The organism is Pseudomonas sp. OV226 (assembly GCF_003148705.1).
In the GTDB taxonomy this organism is placed as follows: Bacteria; Pseudomonadota; Gammaproteobacteria; order Pseudomonadales; family Pseudomonadaceae; genus Aquipseudomonas.
In genome coordinates this window covers 252,033-278,259 of record NZ_QGGS01000002.1, presented here as the reverse complement: position 1 = coordinate 278,259, position 26,227 = coordinate 252,033, and the positions used below count along the sequence as shown (strand labels likewise).

Here is a 26,227-nt window from a genome sequence, read left to right as displayed (position 1 = left end):
CAACAGCGTTAGAACACCGACTGAATTTTCAGGCCGGCTACCAGCGCGTTGTCGACTTCATCCACACCGCCTGGGTGAGTGACGTATTGCAGGTTAGGACGCACGGTCAGCCAGTTGGTAACGTGGAAGCCGTAGTTGAGTTCGTAGTTGTATTCAGTGGTCCGCAGTGGCGAGAACAGTGGATCCTCGTACTCAGTCACATTGTTGGCAGCGTTGACCGCCTCGGCGTTTTTCTTCACGTCATCGTTGACATGGATACGGGCGAAACCGATGCCCATGTCATCTTTAGGACGCGCATCGAACGGGCCCTTGTACACAAACATCAACGACTGGTAGTTGTCGACAATGTTGGTGTCCTTGTCGTGGAACGTGGCGTTGGCTGCAATGTTCAGACCGCGGGACTTGTCACCGTTGTGGCTGGTGAGTTGTTGCTGTGCAACGAACCAGTAGCCGTGCTTGCTGCTGTGGCTGCGATAGGCGTTACCGCTGGTGGCCGCATCATTGCCGTTGTCGTCCTTGAGAACGTCATCGGCCTTGGCCGTGCTTTTGTAGTAACCGACACGGTATTCGCCCGGCAGGTTGCCAGGGTTAGGCAACCAGACCAGTTCGACTGGCAGGACGGTGCCGTTGGTACCACTGCCGCTGAGTTTGAAGCCGTTACCGTGCTCCAGTTGCGACGTGTTCTGGTTGTACGCGCCGATCTGCGCATAGAACTCAGGCGAGATGTTGTACTTCACGCGGACCGCAGCCTGCATGACCGGCCAGTTGTACCAGATGTTGGTGGCCCAGTTACCCACCTGGGAACCACAGAACGCCAGGTTCTGGAACTCGCATGGGAAGGTGTTGAAGTCTTCGCCTTCGCCGAAGTAACCGGCCTTGATGTCCAGTTTATTGTCGAAGAACTGGTGCTTGATCCACAACTGGGTCAGACGGACCATGTGACCACGGCCATAGACTTCCTGGGAGGAACTCAAGGTGCCAGCACGTGGGTCGCCGATACGGTCATTGGAGATGTTCTCACCGTTACGGTTGGTGAGCTGGATCTTGGCCTGAGTGTTATCCCAGCCAAACAGTTTTTGCAGGTCCAGTGCTGCCCCAAGGCCAAACTGGTCTGCGTAACGAGCCGTTTTGTCGTCGTTGAAACCGCCATGGAGGTTGCCGCCGACTTCACCGACGTAATCCATTTTGATGTCGATGCCCTGCTCGATCAGCTTGGTCCGCTCGCCACCCCAATCACCGGTCATCCATTCGGAGTCGGCGCTGAACGCATCAGCCGCGTGTGCGCTACCGGCCATCATCATCACTGCAACAGCTGACAACTGGCAGATAAGCTGAGCGTTGTTGTTCTTCTTCATCCCTACATCCTCGTTTTATTGTTATTAACTTTTCTTTTTCTAACGCGGTGACATCGGTTGCAGCGGACGACAGGCCATCCGCCGCGTATCCCCCTGTGGGAGCAAGCCTGCTCCCACACTTTTTATCTTCAGCGGCCTTTGAATTGGGCCACGTTGTCAGCGTGCATTTCGCTTTTCGGCAAGCCGGCCACCCCCAAACGCTCCCCCGTCTTGGCGTCGAACAACAACACTTTCGATGGGTCGAATTGCAGGGTCAGTGTCTCGCCCGGCGCCGGTGCGACGTCTGGTGCCAGACGGCAGCAGACTTTGGTGTCATTGAGATTGACGAACACCAGGGTGTCGGGGCCGGTTGGCTCGGTGACCTGGACTTCAGCGCGAATGGTCGGCAATCCGTTCGGTTCGCCATTGGCCAACACGATCTGTTCAGGGCGCATGCCCAGGATCACTTCGCGGTCTTCGAGGCCGGCATCCTGCATGCCCAGTGGCAACTCGCAACGGGCCTGGCCGCTGTCGAGCAATGCAACCAGACGACCGTCCTTGCGCTGCAAACGCAGGGGGATGAAGTTCATCGGTGGCGAGCCGATGAAGCTCGCCACGAACAGGTTGGCCGGGTTGTTGTAGATGTCTTTCGGCGTGCCGAACTGCTGGATGATCCCGTCCTTCATCACCGCCACTTTGTCGCCCAGGGTCATCGCTTCGATCTGGTCGTGGGTCACGTAGACCGTGGTGGTTTTCAGGCGCTGGTGCATCAGTTTCATTTCGGTGCGCATCTCGACCCGCAGCTTGGCGTCGAGGTTGGACAGCGGTTCGTCGAACAGGTAAATCTTCGGTCGCCGCGCCAGGGCCCGGCCCATGGCGACACGCTGTTGTTGACCACCGGAGAGCTGGCCCGGCTTGCGAGTGAGCAGGTGTTCGATCTGCAGCAATTTGGCGACGCGAGCGACTTCTTCGTCGATTTCGGCAGTCGGCATTTTGCGGATCTTCAGGCCGAACGCGATGTTGTCGCGCACACTCATGGTCGGGTACAGCGCGTAGGACTGGAACACCATGGCGATGTCGCGATCCTTGGGGCTCATGCCGCTGATGTCGGCGTCGTCCACCAGGATTGCGCCGCCGCTGATGGTTTCCAGGCCGGCGATGCAGTTCATCAGCGTGGATTTACCGCAGCCCGATGGCCCTACCAGGATCAGGAACTCACCGTCATCGATCTTCAGTTCGATGTTTTTCAGAGTGTCCGGCAAACCGGCACCGTAGGTCTTGTTGACGTTGCGTAATTCGAGAGTTGCCATGTTTCTACCCCTTGACCGCGCCGGACGTCAGCCCACGCAGGAAATACTTGCCAGCGAATATGTAGACCAGCAGTGTCGGCAGCCCGGCGATCATCGCGGCGGCCATATCAACGTTGTATTCCTTGGCCCCGGTGCTGGTGTTGACCAGGTTGTTCAGGGCCACGGTAATTGGCTGGGCATCGCCACTGGCGAACACCACGCCGAACAGGAAGTCGTTCCAGATTTGAGTGAACTGCCAGATCAGGCAGACCATCACGATCGGGATCGACATCGGCAGCAGGATCTTCAGGAAGATCGTGAAGAAGCCCGCACCGTCCAGGCGTGCAGCCTTGACCAGTGCATCCGGAATGCTCACGTAGTAGTTGCGGAAGAACAGCGTGGTGAACGCCAGGCCGTAGACCACGTGCACCAGCACCAGGCCGGTGGTGGTGTTAGCCAGGCCGAACTTGCCGAGGGTGAACGAGGCAGGCAACAGCACGGTCTGGAACGGCAGGAAGCAGCCGAACAGCAGCAGGCCGAAGAACAGTTGCGAGCCACGGAAACGCCACATCGACAGTACGTAACCGTTCATGGCACCGATGAAGGTGGAAATCAGCACCGCCGGCACGGTGATCTTCACCGAGTTCCAGAAATAGCCGCCGACCACGTCCCAGGCCTTGATCCAGCCGATACCGTCAATTACGGTCGGCCAGCTCAGCAAGTTGCCGGTGCGGATGTCTTCCGGAGATTTGAAGCTGGTCAGCAGCATCACCACCAGCGGGATCAGGTACACCGCCGCTGCGAGCAGCAGCGTGGCGTATATGGCGACCCGGCTGAAGCTGAGGCTGCGTTTTCCGAATTGATCAGTCATGGCGTTTGCCTCGCAGCTCGGAGTACAGGTACGGCACGAGGATGGTCAGCACGGCACCGAGCATGAGCATGGCGCTGGCCGAACCGATGCCCATCTGGCCACGGCTGAAGGTGAAGGAATACATGAACATCGCCGGCAGGTCGGACGAGTAGCCGGGGCCGCCCGCCGTCATCGCCGCGACCAGGTCGAAGCTCTTGATTGCGATGTGCGCAAGGATCATGAAGGCACTGAAGAACACCGGGCGCAGGCTCGGCAAAACGATCTTCAGGTAGATGGTCGGCAGGCTTGCACCGTCGACCTGGGCAGCACGGATGATCGACTGATCGACACCGCGCAGACCGGCGAGGAACATTGCCATGACAAACCCGGAGGCTTGCCACACAGCGGCGATCACCAGGCAGTAGACGACGCGATCCTGATCCACCAGCCAGTCGAGGCGAAAGCCTTCCCAGCCCCAGTCACGCAGCATCTTGTCCAGACCCAGGCCTGGGTTGAGCAGCCATTTCCATGCGGTACCGGTGACGATCATCGAGAGCGCCATCGGGTACAGGTAAACGGTGCGAATGAAACCTTCCTTGCGAATGCGCTGGTCCAGCAACACGGCGAGGAACACGCCGAGCACCAGGCTGATACCGATGAACATGCCGCCGAACACCGCGAGGTTTTTGCTCGCGACCCACCAGCGATCGTTGTCCATCAGGCGCATGTATTGCTGCAGGCCGACCCACTTGTAGCTCGGCATGAAGCTGGAATTGGTAAAGGACAGAATGAACGTCCAGATGATGTAACCGTAGAAACCAACCAACACGATCAGCATGCTCGGCGCCAGTACCAACTTGGGTAACCAGCGTTGCAGCGCATCGAACGGTGAGGCTTTGCTGAAAACCGCCACAGAGCTCATCGGGATAATCCAGGTGGAGAGAAGTGAGATCGACACAGCCCTTGTGGGAGCCGAGCTTGCTCGCGATGACGGACTGACATTCAAAAGAGATGTCGACTGTTACACCGCTATCGCGAGCTAGCTCAGCTCCTACAGGGGATTACTGGGCCGCTTTGACAGCCGATGCCAGTTGGGCGCTGGCCTTGGCCGGGTCAGCATCCTTGTCGTTCATGAAGTTGGTGACCACATCGAAGATCGCGCCCTGTACGGCCAGGGAGGTGGCCATGTTGTGCGCCATGCTCGGTTGCAGGCCGCCCGTCTTGTCGTCCGCAACGAAGTCCTTCGCTGACTTCTGGGCGCACTCGTCGAAGCCGAGCTTGTCCATTTCATTCAGCATGTCGTTACGCACCGGGATCGACCCTTTGTTCATGCTGAAGACTTTCTGGAAGTCAGTGCCCAATGCGACCTTGGCCAGGTCTTGCTGGGCAGCGATGTCACCCTTGCGATCCGCTTTGAGCTTGAACACCGCCAGGGAGTCGATGTTGTAGGTGAAGGCTTTTTCGGTGCCCGGGAACGGTACGCACTGGTAGTCCTTGCCCGCGACTTTCTTCGCCGCTGTCCATTCGCTTTTCGCCCAGTCGCCCATCATCTGCATGCCGGCCTTGCCGCCGATGACGTCGGCGGCGGCGATGTTCCAGTCACGACCGGCGCGGTTCGGGTCCATGTAGCCGGTGATTTTTTTCAGTTCGGTGAACGACTTGGTCATCTCCGGGCCGGAGAGGGTTTTCTGGTCCAGGTCAACCAGGGCTTTCTTGTAACCGTCGGCGCCCATGACCGAGAGCACCACGTCTTCAAACACGGTGCTGTCCTGCCAAGGCTGACCGCCGTGGGCCAGGGCGATGAAGCCTGCGGCTTTGAGCTTGTCGCCAGCGGCATAGAATTCTTCGAGGGTGGTCGGGGCTTTTTCGATCCCGGCTTTCTTGAACACTTCCGGGTTGATCCACAGCCAGTTCACACGGTGAATGTTCACCGGAACGGCGACGTAGTCACCTTCGTACTTCACGGTATCGGAGACTTTCCTGGACAGCAGGCCATCCCAGTTTTCCGACTTGGAAACGTCTTTCAACGCGTCGGTGCTGAGCAGGCCAGTGCTGCCCCACTCCTGGATGTCCGGGCCTTTGATCTGTGCGACGCCCGGCGGGTTACCCGCTACGGCGCGGCTTTTGAGCACGGTCATGGCCGTAGAACCACCACCGCCGGCGACAGCGCCGTCTTTCCAGGTGAAGCCGTCTTTTTCGACTTGAGCCTTGAGCACATCGACCGCTGCTTTTTCACCACCCGACGTCCACCAGTGAACAACTTCCACGGAACCTTTGGATTCGGCGGCAAGCACACTGAGAGGGAGCGCAGACAGGGAGGCGAGAGAAATGACAGTAGCGAGGCGAGAAATCGCATTCATCTAGAAGTACCTTTCTTGTTGTTATGCATGCAAGTCTGGTGCTTGCGCTGCATAGGATTTTAAACAGGAGTTATCCCCTCGCAGGTAACGAAGGGACGCTGGAATGTCACTGCATGGTTACACAGACGTGCCCTGGGACAACTGCCCCAGAGCCGTGGCCGTGCTCGGCGCCAGAGGCAGACGCGGAATCAATACGGCTTGCCAGGCGTGATACAGGTCGGGTTTACCGGCCCAGATATCAGCGCTTGGGCGGTTTTGCGGATCCAGCTCATGGTGCCAACTGCCGTCGCAACGATCGATAAAATGACTGTCACAGAATTCCCAGAATAGCCGGTACCAGGTTTCGTATCGCGCATCGCCGGTGCGTTTAAGCAACGCACTGGCGGCGGCACTGGCTTCGCAATGGGTCCAGTGCAGACGGTGGCGAACCACCGCCCGATTGTCCCAGTCGAGGGTGTAGACAATCCCGGGCAGCCCATCGACATCCCAGCCGTGACGGCAGTTGTGGTCGAAGAGTTTTTGCGCGTCGGTGGCGAGCCAGCCTGGCGTGAGCATTCCCGCCTGAACCCGCGCCGCTTCAAGGTGCAGCACCAGTCGCGCCCATTCAAAACCGTGGCCCGGTGTGGTGCCGTAGGGGCGAAAACCGTCGGCCGGGTTGTCGTGGTTGTACTCGCGTAGCGGCTGCCACTGACGGTCGAAATGCTCGATCACTAGATAATCATTGGCCGCGGCATGACCGTGAATAACGCGCTCGACGATGCGTTGTGCACGGCACAGCCAGCGGTTGTCCTGGGTGACATCGGCCAGTGCGAGGAAGGCTTCGGTGGCGTGCATGTTGCTGTTGGCACCGCGATAGGCCTCCTCTTCACGCCAGTCGCGATTGAAGGATTCGCGCATCGCGCCCTCCTCCTCGCTCCAGAAATGCGTGTCGATGATATTGATTGCATCGTCGAGCAAGGCTTGTGCGCCGGGACGCTGGGCGACGACGGCGGAACTGGCGGCCAACGCAACAAAGGCGTGCAGGTAGGCGGCCTTACCAGTGTTGCCGTCGCGATGATGCGCGACCGCAAACCAGCCCCCGTGTTCGGCATCGCGCAGCGGCCCGCTGAGGGCGCGGACGCCGTGATCCACCAACTCCGCAAACCCCGCAAGCCCCTGGATGTGCGCCATGGCGAAGCTGTGGGTCATGCGGGCGGTGTTCATGGTTTCGGCGTAGGCGTTGGCCGGCAGGCGGCCTTTTTCATCCAGATTGCCGAAGCCGTCGGCAAGCGTTGAAGCCTTGGCAAACGCCAGCAGGCGCAGGCCTTCAGCTGCAAGCCATTGCTGATGGGCAGGCGCGTTCAGCCAACTGCTGAACGCCGGTTGGAAGGTGTCCATGGCATACCTTTTTTGTTGTTATGACTGGAGGGCAGTCTAAACAACGGGCGATGACAGGCAGGTAACGAAGGGGGCGAGTTATGTCACCAGTCTGTGACATTCGCCTTGAGGAGTGTGTTGAATGGTCTGACGCCATCGCGAGCAAGCTCGGCTCCTACAGGATGGGCGCAATACCTGTGGGAGCAAAGCTTGCTCGCGATGAACGATAACGCGGTCTGACTAGTCAACACTTCGCGGTAACTGAAGTGTCACCCGCAACCCACCCTCACGCAGGTTTTGCAGGCTCACTTCCCCACCATGGCTATGCGCAATGTTGCGCGCAATTCCCAGCCCCAGCCCATACCCCTGCTGCTGCCCGGCCAGGCGGAAGTGCGGTTCGAAGACCTGTTCCAACCGTTGCTCGGGCACACCCGGCCCTTCGTCATCGACGTGCAGGACAAACGCACTGTCATCGTCATCGATGTGCAGATGCGCGTTCTGCCCGTACTTCAAGGCGTTGTCGATCAGGTTGCCAATGCAACGTTTAAGCGCCAGCGGTTTGCCGGGGTACGCTGCCAGCGCCCGCCCTTGCTGAGTCACGCGGCCATTGCCATTGGGCGCCAGATACGGCTCCACCAGGCAATCAAGCACATGGTTGAGGTCCACCGGTTCGATGTTTTCGTGAATGTCGGTGTCCTTCACACATTGCAGCGCGCCTTTGACCAGCAACTCCAGCTCATCCAGATCCCGTCCGAACTTGGCTTGCAGCTTTTCGTCTTCCAGCAATTCCACGCGAAGGCGCAAGCGAGTGATGGGCGTACGCAGGTCATGGGAAATCGCACTGAACAACTGGCTGCGCTCGGTCAGGTACCGGCTGATGCGTTCGCGCATGGCATTGAATGCACGGCTCACTTCGACCACTTCACTGCCGCCGCCCTCAGCCACCGATTGCACGTCGGCCCCCAGCGACATGTCCCGGGCGGCACGGGCCAGGCGTTTGAGCGGACGGCTCTGCCAGTGCACCAGCAAACCGATGAACAGCAGCAGAAAACCGCTGGTGAGCACAATGAACCAGACCTGCTGCGCCGGCAGCCCCTGCTCTTCAAGACTGGTGTAGGGCTCGGGCAGCAGCGAGGCGATGTACAGCCATTCACCCGGCGCCATCTGGATTTGCGTAACCAGCACAGGCGGGTTCACCGGCTCCAGCGTCAAGGCGTAGTGCGCCCATGAGCGTGGCAATTCGTCGAGCTTCAAGCCACCGTTGAAAATTCGCAGGTCTTCGGGGCTGACGAAGGTCACCGAAATGTCGGTGTCCTGGCCCAGTGACTGGCGCAGCACTTCGTCCACCGCTTTGAGCACCGCTTCCTTGCGCGGGGTGATCGGCAGCACGTCCATGCCCAAGGGTTTGTCGTTGAGGGTCACCACGAATCGGGTGCCGCCCATACTGCGCAATTGGTCCAGCACCAACGGCCTGAAAGCGACCGGCAGCGAGCGGAAATAACTGACGCTGGCCGTCATCGAATGCGCCAGGCTGCGGGCACTGGTGACCAGGCCTTCAAGCTGCGTCGCGCGCAATTGCGACACCCAGATCACGCTCGACAACGTCTGCGCAAACAACACCGCCAGCAACGTCAGCAGCAACATCCGCCCCAGCAGCGAACGCGGCATCGGCACCTTGGCCGCAAGCTTGCGCAAAGACTCAGTGGCCATTGCTGGCAATCACATTGGCGGCCAGTTGATAGCCGCTGCCGCGCACGGTGCGAATCAATCGTGGCGGTTTTTCAGTGTCACGCAGGCGTTGACGCAAACGGCTGACCGCCATGTCGACGATGCGGTCCAGCGGCATCAAATCGCGACCCCGGGTGGCGTTGCCGATGGTGTCTCGATCGAGGATTTCCTGGGGGTGGTCGAGGAACAGTTTCAGCAACGCGAAATCGGCGCCGGACAGAATCACTTCTTCACCGTCGGTGTGGAACAGTCGATGGCTGACCATGTCCAGGCGCCAGTCATCGAAGGCCAGCACTTCGCCGCCGTTGCGTTCCTGACCGAACTGCGCGCGGCGCAACAACGCCTTGATGCGCGCCTGCAATTCACGTGGGCTGAACGGTTTGCCAAGGTAATCGTCAGCACCCAGCTCCAGGCCAATGACCCGGTCGGCTTCGTCGGAGCTGGCGGTGAGCATGATGATCGGCACTTGCGCCTGACGCGGGTGCTGGCGAACCCAGCGGCAGAGGCTGAAGCCATCTTCGTCCGGGAGCATCACATCGAGGATCACCAGATCGCTCGGCGCCTCGTTCAGCGCCTGGCGAAAACCGGCGCCATCGGGCGTGGTGCGGACCTGGAAACCGGCGCGGGTCAGGTAGGTGTCCAGCAACTCGCGTATCTCTTGATCGTCATCGACCAACAAAATCGACTTGTTGACTGAGCTCACGGGGCGGCGTCCTTGTTGTTTGAATTGGGCGGATTATGCCTGATCGTGCAAAGAACGTTGGTGTCTGTGAGGGCCCCATCGCGAGCAAGCTCGGCTCCTACAGGTCATCACAACCCTGTGTAGGAGCCGAGCTTGCTCGCGATGAATGGTACTCGGTCTCAAGCCTGTTCCAGCGCCACACCCGCGCCCATCAGGCCGGAATACGGTGCCGTCACCAGCCACACCGGGATGCCTTTGAAGTAGTCACTCATGCACCCCTTGTCGGCGAAGCACCGGGCAAATCCGCTTTCAAGGAAGAAATCGGCGAATCGCGGAATCACCCCGCCCACGATGTACACGCCACCGCGCGCGCCGGTGGTCAGCACGTTGTTGCCGGCCACGCGGCCAAGCCAGCAACAGAACTGCTCCAGCACTTCCAATGCGATCGGATCACCGGCCAACCCGGCCGCAGTAATCGCTTCCGGGGTTTCAAGTACCGGCGTGTGACCGTCCACCGCGCAAATCGCCCGATAGACCCGCGGCAAGCCGCCGCCGCTCAGGGCCGTTTCAGCACTGACATGGCCGATCTCATTGAAGATGTGCTGCCACAACTGGGTCTCCCGTGGACTGCTCAGCGGCAAGTCGACGTGACCGCCTTCTCCGGGCAACGCGGCAAAACGCCCTTCCCCCAGATCCAGCAAGGTGCCGACGCCAAGACCAGTGCCCGGACCAATCACCACGGCCGGGCGCAACGGTTCCGGCATGCCTTCGCAGACCACGCGGAATTCGCCGGGCTGCAAACGGGTCATGCCCAGCGCCATGGCCGAGAAGTCATTGACCAGCAACAGCTGCTCGACCTGCAAGGTCTCGCAGAAACCCTTGCGGCTCAGTCGCCAGTGATTGTTGGTGAACTTGAATTCATCGCCACTCACGGGACCGGCCACCGACAGGCACACCGAGCCGATCGAACCCGGCGCCAGCCCCAAACCGCTCAGGTAAAGACTGATCGCGTCTTCCGGATGGGCGAAGTCTGCCGTCGCCAGCACCTGGACCGATTCCAGTTGCTGGTTTTTCCACAACGCGAAACGTGCGTTGGTCCCACCGATGTCACCGACCAAAGCCAGTTTCAATTAAGCGTCTCCAGGGCAGAAGTAAAGGCGCTGGCGCCCTGCTCCGCCGAGCTGAAGGCCATGCGCATGAAACCAAACAGTTCACGACCGCTGCCAATGTTATTGCCCAACAGGCCCTTGGCAGGTTCGCGCGCTGCAAATTCAGCGGCGTCCACCTTAAGTTCCAGGGTGCCTTTGACGCCATCGACGCGGATGATATCGCCCTCTTGCACCCGCGCCAAAGCGCCACCGACATACGCTTCGGGGCTGACATGAATCGCCGCCGGGATTTTGCCCGAGGCACCGGACATACGCCCGTCCGTCACCAGCGCCACTTTGAAGCCACGATCCTGCAGCACGCCAAGGAACGGCGTCATCTTGTGCAGTTCCGGCATGCCATTGGAGCGCGGGCCCTGGAAGCGCATCACCGCGACAAAATCCTTCTCCAGCAAACCGGCCTTGAACGCATCGGCCAGGTCCTGCTGATCCTGGAACACCATCGCCGGTGCTTCGACGATCTGGTTTTCCAAGGCTACGGCCGATACTTTCATCACGCCGCGGCCCAGGTTGCCTTCCATCACGCGCAAACCGCCTTCTGGCGAGAACGCACGAGCGACCGGGCGCAGGATGCTTTCGTCGAGGCTGTCGGTCACGCCTTCGCGCCAGACCAGTTCGCCGTTATCGAGGAACGGCTCCATGGTGTAACGGCGCAGGCCGTGACCCAGCACGGTGTTGACGTTTTCGTGGAGCAGCCCGGCGTCCAGCAGTTCGCGGATCAAGAACGACATGCCGCCCGCCGCCTGGAAGTGGTTGATGTCGGCTTTGCCGTTCGGGTAGACGTGGCTCAGGGTCGGCACGACTTCGGAGAGATCGGCCATGTCCTGCCAGGTCAACTGGATACCCGCCGCCATGGCGATGGCCGGCATGTGCAAGGTGTGGTTGGTCGAGCCGCCAGTGGCATGCAGCGCCACGATGGAGTTGACCAACGAACGTTCGTCGACGATTTCGCCGATCGGCATGAAGTCGCCGTTCTGCTTGGTCAGACGCGTGACCTGGTGCGACGCTTCGCGAGTCAAGGCATCGCGCAGTGGCGTGTTCGGGTTGACGAAGGAGGCGCCCGGCAAGTGCAGGCCCATGACTTCCATCAGCAATTGGTTGGTGTTGGCGGTGCCGTAGAACGTGCAGGTGCCAGGGCTGTGGTAGGAATTCATTTCCGATTCCAACAGTTCTTCACGGCTGGCTTTGCCTTCGGCGTAGCGCTGGCGCACATCGGCTTTCTGCTTGTTGGAAATGCCCGAGACCATCGGTCCGCCCGGCACAAAAATCGTCGGCAGATGACCGAAACGCAAAGCCCCCATCATCAGGCCCGGCACGATCTTGTCGCAGATGCCGAGCATCAGCGCGCCGTCGAACATGTTGTGGGACAACGCCACGGCGGTGGACATCGCGATCACTTCGCGGCTCGGCAAGCTCAGTTCCATGCCCGGCTCGCCCTGGGTCACACCGTCGCACATGGCCGGGGTGCCGCCGGCAAACTGGCCGACCGAACCGATCTCGCGCAGCGCTCTTTTGATCTGTTCCGGGAAGACTTCATACGGCTGGTGTGCCGAGAGCATGTCGTTATATGACGAAACTATCGCGATGTTGGCGGAGTTCATCATCCGCAGACTGTTCTTGTCTTCCGTACCGCAACCCGCCACGCCGTGGGCGAAGTTGGCGCATTGCAGCTTGCCGCGCATCGGACCGTCGCTGGCCGCACCGCGAATCAAAGCAAGGTAGGCCTCACGTGTGGCGCGGCTACGGGCGATAAGCCGTTCGGTGACCTCAAGGACGCGGGGATGCATGTGTAGAACTCCAGGCTAACGGATGTGGCGACCTGATTGTCTATGCTGAACAAGGACCGTTGTGATTGGGATGACAGACGGTTTTCTTGATCGGTCGGACCAGTTTGTTCAGGTCACTCGTTGTAGATTGAACAAAATATTGCCATTAAAAAGGCTTGTTTTCTATTTTTATGCGAATAATCTTGTAATTCCAACAACAAAACGACGGCGGCCCTGTTAAATGACTCTTCGAATCGCAATCAATGGTTTTGGCCGAATTGGCCGCAACGTCTTACGCGCACTGTATACCCAAGGCTATCGTCAGGACCTGCAGATCGTTGCCATCAATGATTTGGGTGACAGCGCGATCAACGCTCATCTGCTCAAGTACGACACTGTTCACGGCACGTTCGACGCCGATGTCCAGCACGACCAGGAGAGCCTGACCGTCAACGGCGACCGCATCGCCGTCAGCGCCATTCGCAACCCCGCCGAACTGCCCTGGGCTGCAGAAAAGATTGATGTCGTGTTCGAATGCACCGGTCTGTTCACCGACCGCGCCAAAGCCGCCGCGCATATTACGGCCGGCGCGCGCAAAGTCATCATCTCGGCCCCGGCCAAAGGCGCCGACGCCACCGTGGTGTATGGGGTTAACCACGACATTTTGCGCCAACACCACCAAATCATTTCCAACGCGTCGTGCACCACCAACTGCCTGGCCCCGGTCGCTCAGGTGCTGCACCGTGAACTCGGGATCGAGAGCGGTCTGATGACCACGATCCACGCCTACACCAACGATCAAAACCTGACCGACGTCTATCACACCGACCCGTACCGCGCCCGTTCCGCCACCCAGAACATGATCCCGAGCAAGACCGGTGCCGCTGAAGCCGTCGGCCTCGTCCTGCCGGAACTGGCGGGCAAGCTGACCGGCATGGCCGTTCGCGTGCCCGTGATCAATGTGTCGCTGGTGGACCTGACCGTTCAGCTCAAGCGTGAAGCATCGGCCGATGAAGTGAATGCGCTGTTGAAAGAAGCCAGCCAGCATTCGAAGATTCTCGGGTACAACACCCTGCCGCTGGTTTCCAGCGACTTCAACCACAACCCGCTGTCGTCGATTTTCGACGCCAACCACACCAAGTCCAGCGGCAAGCTGCTCAAGGTGTTGGCCTGGTACGACAACGAATGGGGCTTCTCCAACCGCATGCTCGATAACTGCCTGGCGTTGTGCAACGCTGAATAAGCCCGGAGCAGTCACCGATGATCGGTATCAGTTTTACGCGCAAGACCCTGGCGGCGCGCAAGCGTATCGCCTTGGTCGCCCATGACCACTGCAAAGTGTTTTTGCTGGACTGGGCCGAACGGCACAAAGACAAACTCGCGCAACATGAACTGCTCGCCACCGGCACCACCGGGTTGTTATTACAACAACGCCTCGACCTGCCGGTGGAAAGCATGATCAGCGGACCTTTGGGCGGTGACCAACAGCTCGGCGCACGCATCGCCGAGCAGCGCGTCGACCTGCTGGTGTTTTTCTGGGACCCGTTCGAGCCGCAACCCCACGACCCGGACATCAAGGCTTTGCTGCGCGTGGCGGCGGTCTGGAACATTCCGGTGGCGTGCAATGAATGCAGCGCCGACTACCTGCTCAGCAGCCCGTTGATGGATCAGGCACACGAACATCGCATCCCCGATTACGCGACGTATTTATCCGGCCGAGCGTAACCCCTCACAATCAGTACTTGACCATCCGAGCGGATGATAAGCATTATCATTCGCTCGAAATGGATCAGGTTCCCCCGTGAGTCAATCGCGCTTCAATCATGTCTTCATCGCCCAGCGCGTTTCGCTGCTGCGCACGTTGGAGCGGATGGTCAACAATCACAGCACTGCCGAAGACCTCCTGCAGGAGACCTACCTGCGAGTGACTCGCGCGCTGGGTGAACGGCCCATCGATCACCTCGAACCCTTCGTGTTCCAGACCGCCCGCAACCTGGCGCTGGACCATTTGCGCGCGCGTCGCATTCAGTCCCGCACCCTGCTCGACGACGTGCCGCTGGACGTGGTGGAAAGCATCGCCGCCCCTACCAGCAGCGCCGAAGATGCCGTCCATGCCGAACAATTGCTGGAGCGTTTGAACGTGAGCCTCGGTGAACTGAGCCATCGTCAGCAGCAGATTTTTATCCTCAGCCGCCTGAACGGACACAGTTATCTGGAGATCGCCGAGAAGCTCGGCGTCTCGTTGAGTACTGTGCAGAAGGAACTGAAGCTGATCATGACGATCTGCATCGGAGTCGCCGAGCGCTCAAACGGCGACTGAGTTCGTCAGGCTTTGCTACCCTTGCCCCACTTCCAAGCCTCACTAAAAAAACAGCCGTGCACAGACACTGCCGAGGAAACACCGTGACGGACACCCACCGCTCCCCTTCGCCCTCGCCGGCCAGGGACCCCGCTACCGCGATGGACCAGGCCCTGGACTGGCTGATCGTGCTGGGCAGCCCGAGCGAAGACCAGACCCAGGCGTTTCATGACTGGCTGGCTGCTGATCCGCTGCATGCCGAGGCGTTCGCCAAGGCGCAGGCGATCTGGGATGGCCCGCAAGTGGTGCAATGCGCACAACAACTGGCCGCCCGGCCGCCGAAAGTAACCGTCCTGTCGCGCCTGCGTCCGCACTGGAAACCCTTGGCGACGGCCGCCGTGTTGATCCTCGGCCTGTTCAGTTTCAGCAACCTGCCGATGCGCCTTCAGGCCGACCACTTGACCGTGATAGGTGAACGCCAGCGCCTGCAATTGGAGGACGGCTCCAAAGTGCTGCTCAATACCGACTCGGCGTTTTCCAGCACCATCAACGATCAACAGCGCGTGGCCAGGTTGTATCAGGGCGAAGCGTTTTTCGAAGTGCAAGCCAGTCGTGGCCAGCCATTGGAAATCGACGCCGGGCCCGTTACGGCCAGCGTGCGCGATACCGCGTTTGCCGTGCGTTATCTGGACGGCGTGACGCAGGTTCGGGTGCAGCGCGGGGATGTCGACTTGCGGGCGACGCACGACGATACGCGTGTGCGCCTCAGCGCCGGTGAAAGCATTCGTATCGGCCCCAACGGTTTCGACCGGCCCGCCAAGCTCGATGCCGCCACCGAATTGGCCTGGGTCCAGGGTCGACTGGTGTTCGAGAACTGCCCGCTGAGCCAGGTACTGGCAGAGCTGCGTCGCTACTATCCGGGCTGGATCATCAACAACAACGAGCAATTGGCCGACGTCGCGGTGACCGGCAATTACCGTCTCGACCAACCGCTGGATGTGGTCCGCTCGCTGGCACACATCACCTCCGCACGGCTTCAGGAATTCCCCGCTTTAGTCATCCTGAACTAAATGAGAATTATTTTTACTCGATAGCACGCGTTCGTTCGTCTCGTTATAGCCAATGCAATTGATTCGCATCTCTAAATGCCAATCAGCACCTATAAAGATTCGTGCGACACGGAGCGCTATCGATGTCCTCTCGCCTTACCCGCCAGTCCTCTTCACCTTCCTGCGTGCTGTCGCTGCTGACCGCCGCCATCCTCATGGCCGGTGCCGCGCCGCTCATGGCCGCCACGGCGGCCGAGCCGTCGACCCGCAACATGGGTGATTATTCGTTCGCCATCCCTGCTCAGTCGCTGGTGTCGGCACTCAATGCCTTTACCGCCGTGACAGGTTGGCAAGTCGGCTTGCCGGCAGAGCTGGCGGAAGGCGTGGCTTCCCAGGGCGTACGCGGTTCGTTGCCGCCGGAAAAAGCCCTCGATCGCCTGTTGGTGGGGACCAACCTGAGCTATCGCAAACTGGGCACCAGCAACATTGTGCTGGAGAAACGCAGCAACAACGGCGCGATCAACCTGGACCAGGTCACGATCAGCGCCACCCGTAATGAACAGGACGTGAACAGCGTACCGAGCACAGTCAGCGTTTATACCCGTGAAGACCTGGACCGCAACAACGTCAATAACATCAAGGAACTGGTGCGCTATGAACCGGGCGTTTCGGTGGGCGGCACAGGCCAGCGCGCCGGTCTCACGGGCTACAACATCCGTGGCATCGACGGCGATCGCGTATTGACCCAGGTCGATGGGGTGCAAGTGCCGGACAGTTTCTTCAACGGCCCGTATGCCCAGACCAACCGCAACTACGTCGACCCGGAAATCGTCAAACGCGTGGAAATCCTCCGGGGCCCCGCGTCGGTGTTGTATGGCAGCAACGCCATCGGCGGCGCTGTCAGCTACTACACGCTGGACCCGGATGACATCATCAAACCTGGCAAGGACGTCGGCGCGCGCCTGAAAACCGGTTACAGCTCGGCCGATGAAAGCTGGCTGACCTCCGGCACCGTGGCCGGCCGTACCGGCGAGTTCGACGGCCTGCTGCACCTGAGCCAGCGCAACGGTCATGAAACAGAGTCTTACGGCGAAACCGGTGGCACCGGCCTGAACCGCACCGAGGCCAACCCTGAGGACGTGCGCACCACCAGCGTACTGGCCAAGCTGGGCTGGGATTACGCCGACGACGCGCGCTTTGGTCTGACTTACGAAAACTACAAGGCCGACAGCGACACCAACCAGTTGAGCGCGGTGGGCGGCCCGTTCAACGCCGGGCGTGGTTTCGGCTTCTATAAATCCCGTACCGGGAACGACACGATCACTCGCGAACGTTTTGGCCTGGATCATAACTTTGGTCTGGACAGCGCCCTGGCAGACAACATCAAGTGGACCCTGAACTATCAGATCGCCAAGGCCGACCAGAGCACCCAGGAAATCTACGCACCTTCGCGCACCGTGCTGCGCAACCGCGACACCAACTACAAAGATCGCCAGTGGGTGTTCGATGTCCAGGCTGACAAGTCATTCGCCATTGCCGACACCGCTCACCTCGTCACCTACGGCACGACCATCAAACAGGACAAAGTCACCGGCCTGCGTACCGGCACCGGCACCTGTCTGACCGTGGCCGGTTCCTGTCGGGTCATCGGTGCCGCGAGCCCCGCCGACACCCTGAAACCGGCGAGCGATTTCCCCGATCCGACGATCAACACTTACAGCCTGTTTGCCCAGGATCAGATCAGCTGGGGCAACTGGACCTTCCAGCCCGGTGCTCGTTACGACTACACCCAACTCAAGCCGCACGTCACCGATGAGTTCCTGGCCACCGCCGACCAGAGCGGCAACGGCGTCGTGAGCGAAGACACCAAAACCTGGCATCAACTGTCGCCAAAACTCGGCACCACCTACCGCTTCAACGACAACTACACCTGGTATGGCCAATACGCCGAAGGCTTCCGCACGCCGACGGCCAAGGCTTTGTATGGTCGCTTCGAAAACCTCGCGGGCGGCTATCAGGTCGCCCCTAACCCGGACCTGGAACCGGAAAAGAGCAAGAGCTATGAAACCGGCCTGCGCGGTCAATTCGAGGCCGGCACGTTCGATGTGGCGGTGTTCTACAACAAATACCGCGACTTCATTGACGAGAACGCCATTACGCCCGGCTACACCGAGACCACGTTCCAGAGCAACAACATCGCCCACGCGACCATCAAAGGTGTGGAGCTCAAGGGTCGCCTGAACCTGGACAACTTCGGCGCTCCGAACGGCCTCTATACCCAAGGCTCGGCGGCCTACCAGTACGGTCGTAACGATGACACCGGTCAGCCGCTGAACAGTATCAACCCGCTGACCGGCGTGTTCGGCCTGGGTTACGACCAGGACAACTACGGCGCCCTGCTGAACTGGACACTGGTCAAGCGCAAGACCCGCGTCGACAGCACCAGCTTCAAGACTCCGGACGGCACCAGCACCCAGTTCAAGACACCGGGTTATGGCGTGCTCGACCTGGCCGGTTTCTACAAGGTGACCGACGACGTGACCGTCAACGCCGGCCTCTACAACCTGACCAACAAAAAGTACTGGCAATGGGATGACGTACGCGGCTACGACAGCGTCGGCGAAGCCTCGGTGACTCAGCCGGCCAACCTCGACCGCCTGACCCAGCCGGGTCGCAACTTCGCGGTCAATCTGGTCTGGGATATCTGATCCCGCCCGGCTCACTGTGCAGCCCAGTAAAAGCTGCACAGTGAAGATTTTTTACTGTCGCGCGCCTGCTGATTCGTCTCGTTACCAAGCGCCTCCATTTCTCAAGGATTTCTCATGACCTCTCAGGACACCGCTCAACGCCCTGCTCTGCGTTCGCAACGTTTGAACCAGATCACCCACGAACCGCATACCAAACTTGATGCCCTGGTCAAAGCCCACGCGCCGTTTGAAACCCAGGCCAACTTCGCCCGTTTCGTGGTCGCTCAGTACCTGTTCCAGTCGGAACTGGTGTCGCTGTACAACGATGCCGCACTGACCGCGATTGTTCCCGACCTGCCGGCCCGTTGCCGTGCCGAAGCGGCCAAGGCTGACCTCGCTGATCTGGAAACCGAAGTGCCGGCCGCCGTCGCCGGTGCCGTGAAGAACCCGACCCAGGCCGAAGCGCTGGGCTGGCTGTTCGTTTCCGAAGGGTCGAAGCTCGGCGCAGCGTTCCTGATCAAGCGAGCCGTTGGCCTGGGCTTGAGTGAAACCTTCGGCGCCCGCCATCTTGGCGAACCAACCGGTGGTCGCGCTGAAGGCTGGAAAAGTTTCGTGAAGACGCTGGATGGCCTGACGCTCAGCGCACAGGAAGAAGCCGATCTGGACAAAGGCGCCATCGACGCGTTCAACCGGTTTACCGTGTTGCTGGAACAGGCTTACGCCACCGCAGCCGAACCGGCCTGAAGCCAAACAAATATCCTGTGGGAGCGGGCTTGCCCGCGATTGCAATGTGACATTCAGCATCTTTGTTGAAGGGTAGACCGTCATCGCGGGCAAGCCCGCTCCCACAGGTCCGCCTCACTCCCGTGCCCTTGAGACCAATGCCTCAGCCCTCCTCTTCAAAAATCTCCCGCCTGCTCTTCGGCCTGCTGGCCTACATCAGCCTCGGTATCGGCCTGATCGCCATCGTCGTGCCCGGCCTGCCCACCACCGAATTCATCCTGCTCGCCGCCTGGGCCGCGACCCGCAGTTCGCCGCGCTTGAGTGCCTGGCTGGAAAACCATCGGCTGTTCGGTTCGATCCTGCGCAACTGGCGCAACGGCAAGATCATCGCCCGTCGAGCCAAAGTCAGTGCCACCGTCAGCATGTTGCTGTGCGCCACGCTGATGCTGGTGATGCTCGATCACGGCTGGACGATTTACCTGGCGATTGCCGGCATGAGCCTGGGCAATCTGTGGATCTGGTCGCGACCGGAATCAGTACCGAGAATTTCCTGAAATTCAGCTCTTTTCAGGGCATTTTCCTGCGCAAACGGTCAACCACTACCGTTCGTCGACTTGCGTTCATGCAACCTTCACAAAGCGCCGATGTGCATTGAATGGCGCTAAATGGATTTGGCGTACCGAGTCGGTTTCGACTCCTTGCCAACACTTCATCCATTTGTGAGTTCGCCCTATGTTCGACTCCCTCTCTATCCGTCTGAAAATCGTTTTGCTCTCCGGTCTTTGCCTGCTCGGCGTGGTCGTCTTGATCGTCGGCATGAACATTTACCAGACCAATCAGAACGATGATCTGGTCAACGCCTCCAGCAGCAAAATGCTCACCGACAGCGTGCAGAGCCTGCTGCAAGCCAAAGCTGCCGAACAAGCGGTGCGAGTGCAGAAGACCTTCGGTGAAACGCTGACGGTGGTGACGGCCCTGGCCGATCAGATCAAGGACATGCGCACCCTGGCGGCCAAGCGCTCGCTTGACGCCGGCGCCCTGCGTGAAGAGTTGAACCAGAACCTGAAAACCGCGTTCGAGCGCAACAGCAAAGTGCTGGGGATCTGGCTGGCGTTCGAGCCCAACGGGTTGGATGGCAAGGACAGCGAGTTCGTCAATGATGCGGTCCGCCAGTCCAACGAAGCCGGGCGATTCGCCACGTATTGGAGCCGTGCAGGGGGCGAGGCGCTCAACACAATCATGGTCGAAGAGGACATGACCAAAACCACCCTGAACCTCAGCGGCACACCCTACAACGTCTGGTACACCTGCCCGCGGGACAGCAAGCGTACCTGCCTGCTCGACCCCTACGCCGATACCGTCGGCGCTAACAAAACAGAAGTGTTGATGACCACCATTTCCGTACCGCTGCTGGTGGATGGCAAGTCCATCGGCGTGGTCGGTGTCGACATCGCGCTAGATGCCCTGCAAGCGGCGGCGGTCGACTCCCAGCGTGAACTGTTCAACAGCGCCGGGCACATGCTGATCGTCTCCGGCACAGGCGTGCTCGCGGCCTACAGTGTCGACGCCGGTAAAGTCGGCAAGAGCATCGGCGACACCCTCGGCGCGGACGGCAGGGACATCCTGCAATTGCTCGGCAGCGGAGCGCCGAAGATTCTTCAGCAAGGCGACCTGATCCGCGCGGTCTACCCGGTCAGCCCCATCACTGACGCGAAAACCTGGGCCGTGGTGATCGACTTGCCCAAACAAGTGTTGCTGGCCGACTCGGTGAAACTGCAAGCGGTGCTCGATGACGCCCAGCAAAGCGGCACGATCAAAGCGGTGCTGGGTGCCGTCATTGCTGGTTTGGGCGGCTTGCTGCTGATCTGGCTCACCGCGTCGGGCGTGACCCGCCCGATCAACAGCGTGGCCGACATGCTCAAGGCGATTGCCAGCGGCGACGGCGACCTGACCCAGCGTTTGAACTACAGCAAGAAAGACGAATTGGGTGAACTGGTCAGCTGGTTCAATCGCTTCCTCGACAAGCTGCAACCGACCATCGCGCAGATCAAGCAAAGCATCACCGACGCCCGCGGCACGGCCGACCAGTCTTCGGAAATCGCCCGTCAGACCAGCGAAGGCATGCAAGTGCAGTTCCGTGAAATCGACCAGGTCGCCACCGCGTCCAACGAAATGAGCGCCACCGCCCACGACGTTGCCAACAGTGCCTCGAACGCCGCCAGTGCGGCCAAAGGTGCCGACCAATCGGCCCGAGATGGCATGCAGATCATCGAGCGCAGCACCCGCGACATCAATCAACTGGCGGACGAAGTCAGCAAAGCGGTGACCGAAGTCGAAGCGTTGGCGGTCAACAGTGAGCAGATCGGTTCGGTGCTGGAAGTGATCCGTAGCATTGCCGAACAAACCAACCTGCTGGCGCTCAACGCCGCGATTGAAGCGGCCCGTGCCGGTGAAAGCGGTCGCGGGTTTGCGGTGGTGGCCGACGAGGTGCGCAACCTGGCCAAACGCACTCAGGATTCGGTGGAAGAAATTCGCCAGGTGATCGAGCGCATCCAGAGCGGCACGCGTGGCGTGGTCGCCACCATGCATTCGAGCCAGACCCAGGCCCACAACAACGCTGGGCAGATCCAGCAAGCGGTCCAGGCCCTGGGCAAAATCAGTGATGCAGTGACGGTGATCAGCGACATGAACCTGCAAATCGCCAGCGCTGCCGAACAGCAAAGCGCAGTGGCCGAAGAGGTCAACCGCAACGTCTCGGCGATCCGCACCGTCACCGAAACCCTGACCGGCCAAGCCACCGAATCGGCGCAGATCAGCAGCCATCTCAACTCGCTGACCACGCACCAGATGAAATTGATGGATCAGTTCCGGGTGTAATTCACGTTCCTGTAGGAGCAAGGCTTGCCCGCGACAGGATCGTTCCCACGCTCTGCGTGGGAATGCAGCCCGGGACGCTCTGCGTCCCAAAAGCGGACGCAGAGCGTCCATTGAGGCATTCCCACGCAGAGCGTGGGAACGATCATCTGGTCTGTCAGCCGTTTTGAACTATGCTCGGGCTCTCGTTCCGGAGGGCCTTCGATGACTGATTTACTCACGTCCATTCAAGCCGCACTCGGCTTGCCTCACACCCCCATACCTTTCACGTCGAGCGGCGCCCTGCCCTCGGCGTTTGCCGTGACCGATCTGGCCTGCGCCAGCATTGCCGCCGCCGGACAGGCTGTCAGCGAGCTATTGCGGCAGCACACCGGTCGCTTGCCGGGGGTTGAAGTCGACCGCCGCCTTGCCTCTTTCTGGTTCGCCACGTCGATCCGCCCCGTCGGCTGGAGCGTTCCGCCGATGTGGGACCCGGTGGCCGGTGACTACGCGACGAATGACGGCTGGATCCGCCTGCACACCAACGCCCCCCATCACCGGGTAGCGGCTGAAAGCGTGCTTGGCACCTGCGTTGACCGCGCGGCGATGGCGAGCAAAGTGGCGCATTGGGCCAAAAGCGCTCTGGAGCAGGCGGTGGTCGACGCCGGGGGCTGCGCCGCCGAAATGCGCACGTGGGCGCAATGGCAGCGGCACCCGCAAGGGTTGGCCGTCAACGCCGAGCCATTGATTCAGTTCAGCGACGCCAGCGGCCACCCCGCCAAAGCGTGGCGCGGCTCCGTGGCCCAGCCACTGGCCGGGATCAAGGTGCTGGACTTGACCCGCGTGCTGGCAGGTCCGGTCGCCAGCCGTTTTCTCGCGGGCCTCGGTGCGCAGGTGCTGCGCATTGACCCGCCGACCTGGAACGAACCCGGCGTGGTACCGGAGGTGACCTTGGGCAAACGCTGTGCGCGCTTGGATCTGCACAGTAAAGATGATCGCGCTGTATTCGAAACCCTGCTCAAGGAAGCGGACATCCTTTTGCACGGTTACCGCGCCGATGCACTGGAACGCTTGGGCTACGGCGTTGCCGAGCGCCGGACACTGGCGCCGGGCCTGCTGGATGTCAGCCTCAACGCCTATGGCTGGAGCGGCCCGTGGCAGAACCGCCGTGGCTTCGACAGCCTGGTGCAGATGAGCAGCGGGATTTGCGACGCCGGGATGCAGTGGAAACACGCGGACAAACCGACACCCTTGCCGGTGCAGGCGCTCGATCACGCCACCGGGTATTTGATGGCGGCTGCGGCTGTCATTTTATTGGGGCGTGGGGGTTCGGCGCGGTTGTCGTTGGCGCGGACGGCGAAACTGTTGATTGAACAGGGTGCCGGGGTGCAAGAACCGTTGCGGGCAGAGGATGACAACGATCAAGGGATCGTGATTGAGCAGACGCCTTGGGGGCCGGCGCATCGGCTTCATGTGCCGTTGAAAATCACCGGGACACCGTTGCAGTGGGGGCTACCCGCGACAGAGTTGGGTTCCCATCGTGCGCAGTGGTGGTGATGATTCTGGCCCCATCGCGGGCAAGCCCGCTCCCACAGGTTTTGTGATCGGCACAGATCCACTGTGGGAGCGGGCTTGCCCGCGATGGGGCCAGAACAAACAGCTCAGTCAGAGCGGCTGAGTGATGTCCAGAGCAACTGCGCCGCATACCCTCGATAAGGTCGCCACGCCTCGGCTCGCAGCAACAAATCCCGCGCGGTCACCGGCCCGCTTTCCAGCGCCGCCAGTGCCTTGATCAATCCCACATCCCCAGACGGAAACGCATCCGGCTCGCGCAACTGGCGCAACGCAATGTACTGCGCCGTCCAGTCACCAATCCCGTGCAAGGCGAGTAGCCGCGCCACGCCATCTTCTCGGCCCGGCTCAAACAACCGAGGATCATCCCGCAACGCCTGAGCCACACCGGACAAGGTTCGCCCCCGGCTTTTCGGCATGCCCAATGCCGCCAGATCCGCGTTCGCCAACACGGCCGACTCAGGAAACACATGGGTCAATCCCGCCAGCGGCGACTGCAACGGCGCGCCATACTGCACCACGAGTTTGCCCGCCAGGCGGATCGCCGCGCCCACGGTGATCTGTTGCCCCAACACCGCTCGAATCGCCAACTCCAATCCATCCCAGGCCCCCGGCACCCGCAAGCCCGGACGCTGGGCAATCAGGCGCTTCATCAACGGGTCCCGTGCCAACTGGCGGTGGATCGCTGGCAAATCCGCATCCAGATCAAACATCCGACGCAGCCGCGCCACGATCCCGGGCACGGCCATCGCATCCGGAAAATCCAGAGTCAGTTCAAGGGCGTCAGCGTCTGTCGGTCCTATCGAAAACGTACCGTAGACACCGTTTAACCCGATGCTGCGCGAGTAGACCCCGTCGGCCACGGCCTCCATCCCGGCCACCGCCCGCACCGACAAAAATCCCAGCATCGCCGACCAGTCATACGGCGGCTGATAGGCCAGCAACAACCTCACAACGACAGCAACCCGCTGTACAGACCATACGCGGCCAACCCGGCACCAATCATGACGCAGGTAAAAATGCCCTTCTCGACATGCGTGAACAATGGCTCGCCTTGCTCATGCTTGGCCTTGGCGAACAGAATCACCCCCGGCGCATACAGCAACGCCGACAGCAGCAAATATTTGACCCCGCCGGCATACAGCAACCACACCGCATACCCCAGCGCGATACCCCCGATCATCAGGTCCTTGGTGCGCTCGGCGCTGGCGTGCTCGTAGGTTTCGCCGCGCCCGCTCAACAACACCGCATACGCTGCCGACCACAGGTACGGCACCAGAATCATCGACGACGCGAGGTAGATCAGGCTGGTGTAAGTGCCGGCGGAAAACAGCGTGATCAGCAGAAATATCTGGATCATCACGTTGGTCAGCCACAGCGCATTCACCGGCACGTGGTTGGCGTTTTCCTTTTTCAGGAAGGCGGGCATGGTCTTGTCTTTGGCCGTGGCGAACAGGATCTCGGCACACAGCAGCGCCCAGGACAGCAAAGCCCCCAGCAGCGATATCGCCAGGCCAACGCTGATCAGCAACGCCCCCCAGGGCCCGACGATATGTTCCAGCACGGCCGCCAGCGACGGGTTCTGCAGGTTGGCCAATTCTGGCTGGCTCATGATGCCCAGCGACAACACGTTCACCAGCACCAGCAAGGCCAGCACCCCGATAAAACCGATGACCGTCGCCCGTCCCACGTCCGAACGTTTCTCCGCCCGGGCCGAGTAGACACTGGCGCCCTCGATCCCGATGAAGACGAACACCGTCACCAGCATCATGTTGCGCACCTGGTCCATCACCCCGCCAAAATTCGGGTTGCTGCGTCCCCAGATGTCCCGGGTAAAAATGTCCGCTTTGAAAGCGACGGCGGCGATGACGATGAACATGATCAGCGGCACGATCTTGGCCACGGTGGTCACTTGATTGATGAACGCCGCCTCCTTGATCCCGCGCATCACCAGGAAATGCACGGCCCACAGCAGCACCGAGGCACAGCCGATGGCGACGGGTGTGTTGCCCTGGCCAAAGACAGGAAAGAAATAACCGAGGGTGCTGAACAGCAACACGAAATAACCGACGTTGCCCAGCCACGCACTGATCCAGTAACCCCAAGCGGAGGAAAATCCCATGTAGTCGCCGAAGCCGGCCTTGGCGTAGGCATACACCCCGGAATCCAGTTCAGGCTTGCGATTGGCCAGGGTCTGGAAGACGAACGCCAGGGTCAGCATGCCGACGGCGGTGATGGCCCATCCGATCAGCACCGCCCCCGCATCGGCTCGCGCCGCCATGTTCTGCGGCAACGAGAAGATCCCCCCGCCAACCATCGAACCCACCACCAGGGCGATCAACGCGCTCAGGCGAAGCTTTTGCGTCGGTTGTGACATTCCTGCGTCTCCACTTTTTTCCAAATGCGGCCGGGCGACCATGGTTATAAAACCGTCACATGACGGGTTTTAACTAAATAGATACAGCGTAATAACGTTTATTAGATAACGCCATGTCACGGTCATTTATTTATAA

General features: G+C 60.4%; 21 protein-coding genes. 9 read left to right on the top strand and 12 right to left on the bottom strand.

Translation table 11 applies throughout. The features are described from left to right. Positions 1-8: 8 nt before the first annotated feature. The 10 genes from C7534_RS04320 to edd form a co-directional block, all read right to left on the bottom strand. Positions 9-1,355: a carbohydrate porin gene (locus C7534_RS04320; RefSeq protein ID WP_077431391.1), complete on the bottom strand. Its 1,347-nt coding sequence runs from the start codon at positions 1,353-1,355 to the stop codon at positions 9-11. Between the two features lie 128 nt (positions 1,356-1,483). Further along, positions 1,484-2,644: an ABC transporter ATP-binding protein gene (locus C7534_RS04315; RefSeq protein WP_046032027.1), complete on the bottom strand. Its 1,161-nt coding sequence runs from the start codon at positions 2,642-2,644 to the stop codon at positions 1,484-1,486. Between the two features lie 4 nt (positions 2,645-2,648). Next, complete coding sequence (locus C7534_RS04310; RefSeq protein WP_046032028.1) at positions 2,649-3,494, bottom strand: carbohydrate ABC transporter permease; 846 nt, start codon at positions 3,492-3,494, stop codon at positions 2,649-2,651. Then, positions 3,487-4,395, bottom strand: a complete 909-nt coding sequence (locus C7534_RS04305) for a carbohydrate ABC transporter permease (protein WP_007974433.1) — start codon at positions 4,393-4,395, stop codon at positions 3,487-3,489. The genes C7534_RS04310 and C7534_RS04305 overlap by 8 nt, the downstream gene beginning before the upstream one ends. A gap of 139 nt (positions 4,396-4,534) precedes the next feature. Continuing rightward, positions 4,535-5,833: an ABC transporter substrate-binding protein gene (locus tag C7534_RS04300; RefSeq protein WP_046032029.1), complete on the bottom strand. Its 1,299-nt coding sequence runs from the start codon at positions 5,831-5,833 to the stop codon at positions 4,535-4,537. A 117-nt stretch (positions 5,834-5,950) separates the two neighbouring features. Next, on the bottom strand, positions 5,951-7,210 hold the full coding sequence (locus tag C7534_RS04295; protein ID WP_109785089.1) for a D-mannose isomerase: 1,260 nt from the start codon (positions 7,208-7,210) through the stop codon (positions 5,951-5,953). 219 nt (positions 7,211-7,429) lie between these two features. Next, positions 7,430-8,899: an ATP-binding protein gene (locus tag C7534_RS04290; protein ID WP_046032031.1), complete on the bottom strand. Its 1,470-nt coding sequence runs from the start codon at positions 8,897-8,899 to the stop codon at positions 7,430-7,432. Beyond that, positions 8,889-9,620: a response regulator gene (locus C7534_RS04285; protein WP_046032032.1), complete on the bottom strand. Its 732-nt coding sequence runs from the start codon at positions 9,618-9,620 to the stop codon at positions 8,889-8,891. The genes C7534_RS04290 and C7534_RS04285 overlap by 11 nt, the downstream gene beginning before the upstream one ends. 158 nt (positions 9,621-9,778) lie before the next feature. Further along, a complete protein-coding gene (locus C7534_RS04280; RefSeq protein ID WP_109785088.1) occupies positions 9,779-10,729 on the bottom strand; it encodes a glucokinase in 951 nt (316 codons plus the stop codon). Beyond that, positions 10,726-12,552 (bottom strand): phosphogluconate dehydratase, encoded by a 1,827-nt coding sequence (gene edd / locus C7534_RS04275; RefSeq protein ID WP_109785087.1) that lies wholly within the window; start codon positions 12,550-12,552, stop codon positions 10,726-10,728. Before edd ends, C7534_RS04280 begins: the two co-directional genes overlap by 4 nt. A gap of 220 nt (positions 12,553-12,772) precedes the next feature. Here edd and gap point away from each other — a divergent pair, with 220 nt between their 5' ends. The 9 genes from gap (at position 12,773) to C7534_RS04230 (ending at position 23,699) form a co-directional block, all read left to right on the top strand. Next, complete coding sequence (gap, locus tag C7534_RS04270; protein ID WP_109785086.1) at positions 12,773-13,774, top strand: type I glyceraldehyde-3-phosphate dehydrogenase; 1,002 nt, start codon at positions 12,773-12,775, stop codon at positions 13,772-13,774. A gap of 17 nt (positions 13,775-13,791) precedes the next feature. After that, positions 13,792-14,256, top strand: coding sequence for a methylglyoxal synthase (locus tag C7534_RS04265; RefSeq protein WP_109785085.1), 465 nt, complete (start codon positions 13,792-13,794; stop codon positions 14,254-14,256). 76 nt (positions 14,257-14,332) lie between these two features. Further along, the gene (locus C7534_RS04260; protein ID WP_077431387.1) at positions 14,333-14,851 is read left to right on the top strand and encodes an RNA polymerase sigma factor; all 519 of its coding nucleotides are present in this window, start codon (positions 14,333-14,335) and stop codon (positions 14,849-14,851) included. A gap of 83 nt (positions 14,852-14,934) precedes the next feature. Further along, entirely contained in the window at positions 14,935-15,900 is a 966-nt protein-coding gene (locus C7534_RS04255) for a FecR family protein (RefSeq protein ID WP_109785084.1), read from the top strand. A gap of 122 nt (positions 15,901-16,022) precedes the next feature. Next, on the top strand, positions 16,023-18,587 hold the full coding sequence (locus C7534_RS04250; protein WP_109785083.1) for a TonB-dependent receptor: 2,565 nt from the start codon (positions 16,023-16,025) through the stop codon (positions 18,585-18,587). Between the two features lie 114 nt (positions 18,588-18,701). Next, entirely contained in the window at positions 18,702-19,310 is a 609-nt protein-coding gene (locus C7534_RS04245) for a biliverdin-producing heme oxygenase (RefSeq protein ID WP_109785082.1), read from the top strand. A gap of 137 nt (positions 19,311-19,447) precedes the next feature. Continuing rightward, positions 19,448-19,843: a YbaN family protein gene (locus tag C7534_RS04240; RefSeq protein ID WP_109785081.1), complete on the top strand. Its 396-nt coding sequence runs from the start codon at positions 19,448-19,450 to the stop codon at positions 19,841-19,843. A gap of 178 nt (positions 19,844-20,021) precedes the next feature. After that, positions 20,022-22,166 carry a methyl-accepting chemotaxis protein gene (locus tag C7534_RS04235; protein WP_046032042.1) on the top strand — a complete coding sequence of 715 codons (2,145 nt, stop codon included), beginning with the start codon at positions 20,022-20,024 and terminating at the stop codon, positions 22,164-22,166. Between the two features lie 201 nt (positions 22,167-22,367). After that, complete coding sequence (locus tag C7534_RS04230) at positions 22,368-23,699, top strand: CoA transferase (protein WP_109785080.1); 1,332 nt, start codon at positions 22,368-22,370, stop codon at positions 23,697-23,699. A gap of 104 nt (positions 23,700-23,803) precedes the next feature. Here C7534_RS04230 and C7534_RS04225 read toward each other — a convergent pair whose 3' ends face one another. Continuing rightward, positions 23,804-24,667 carry a DNA-3-methyladenine glycosylase family protein gene (locus tag C7534_RS04225; protein WP_109785079.1) on the bottom strand — a complete coding sequence of 288 codons (864 nt, stop codon included), beginning with the start codon at positions 24,665-24,667 and terminating at the stop codon, positions 23,804-23,806. Next, positions 24,664-26,091: an arginine-ornithine antiporter gene (gene arcD / locus C7534_RS04220; protein ID WP_109785078.1), complete on the bottom strand. Its 1,428-nt coding sequence runs from the start codon at positions 26,089-26,091 to the stop codon at positions 24,664-24,666. The genes C7534_RS04225 and arcD overlap by 4 nt, the downstream gene beginning before the upstream one ends. Between the last annotated feature and the right edge of the window lie 136 nt (positions 26,092-26,227).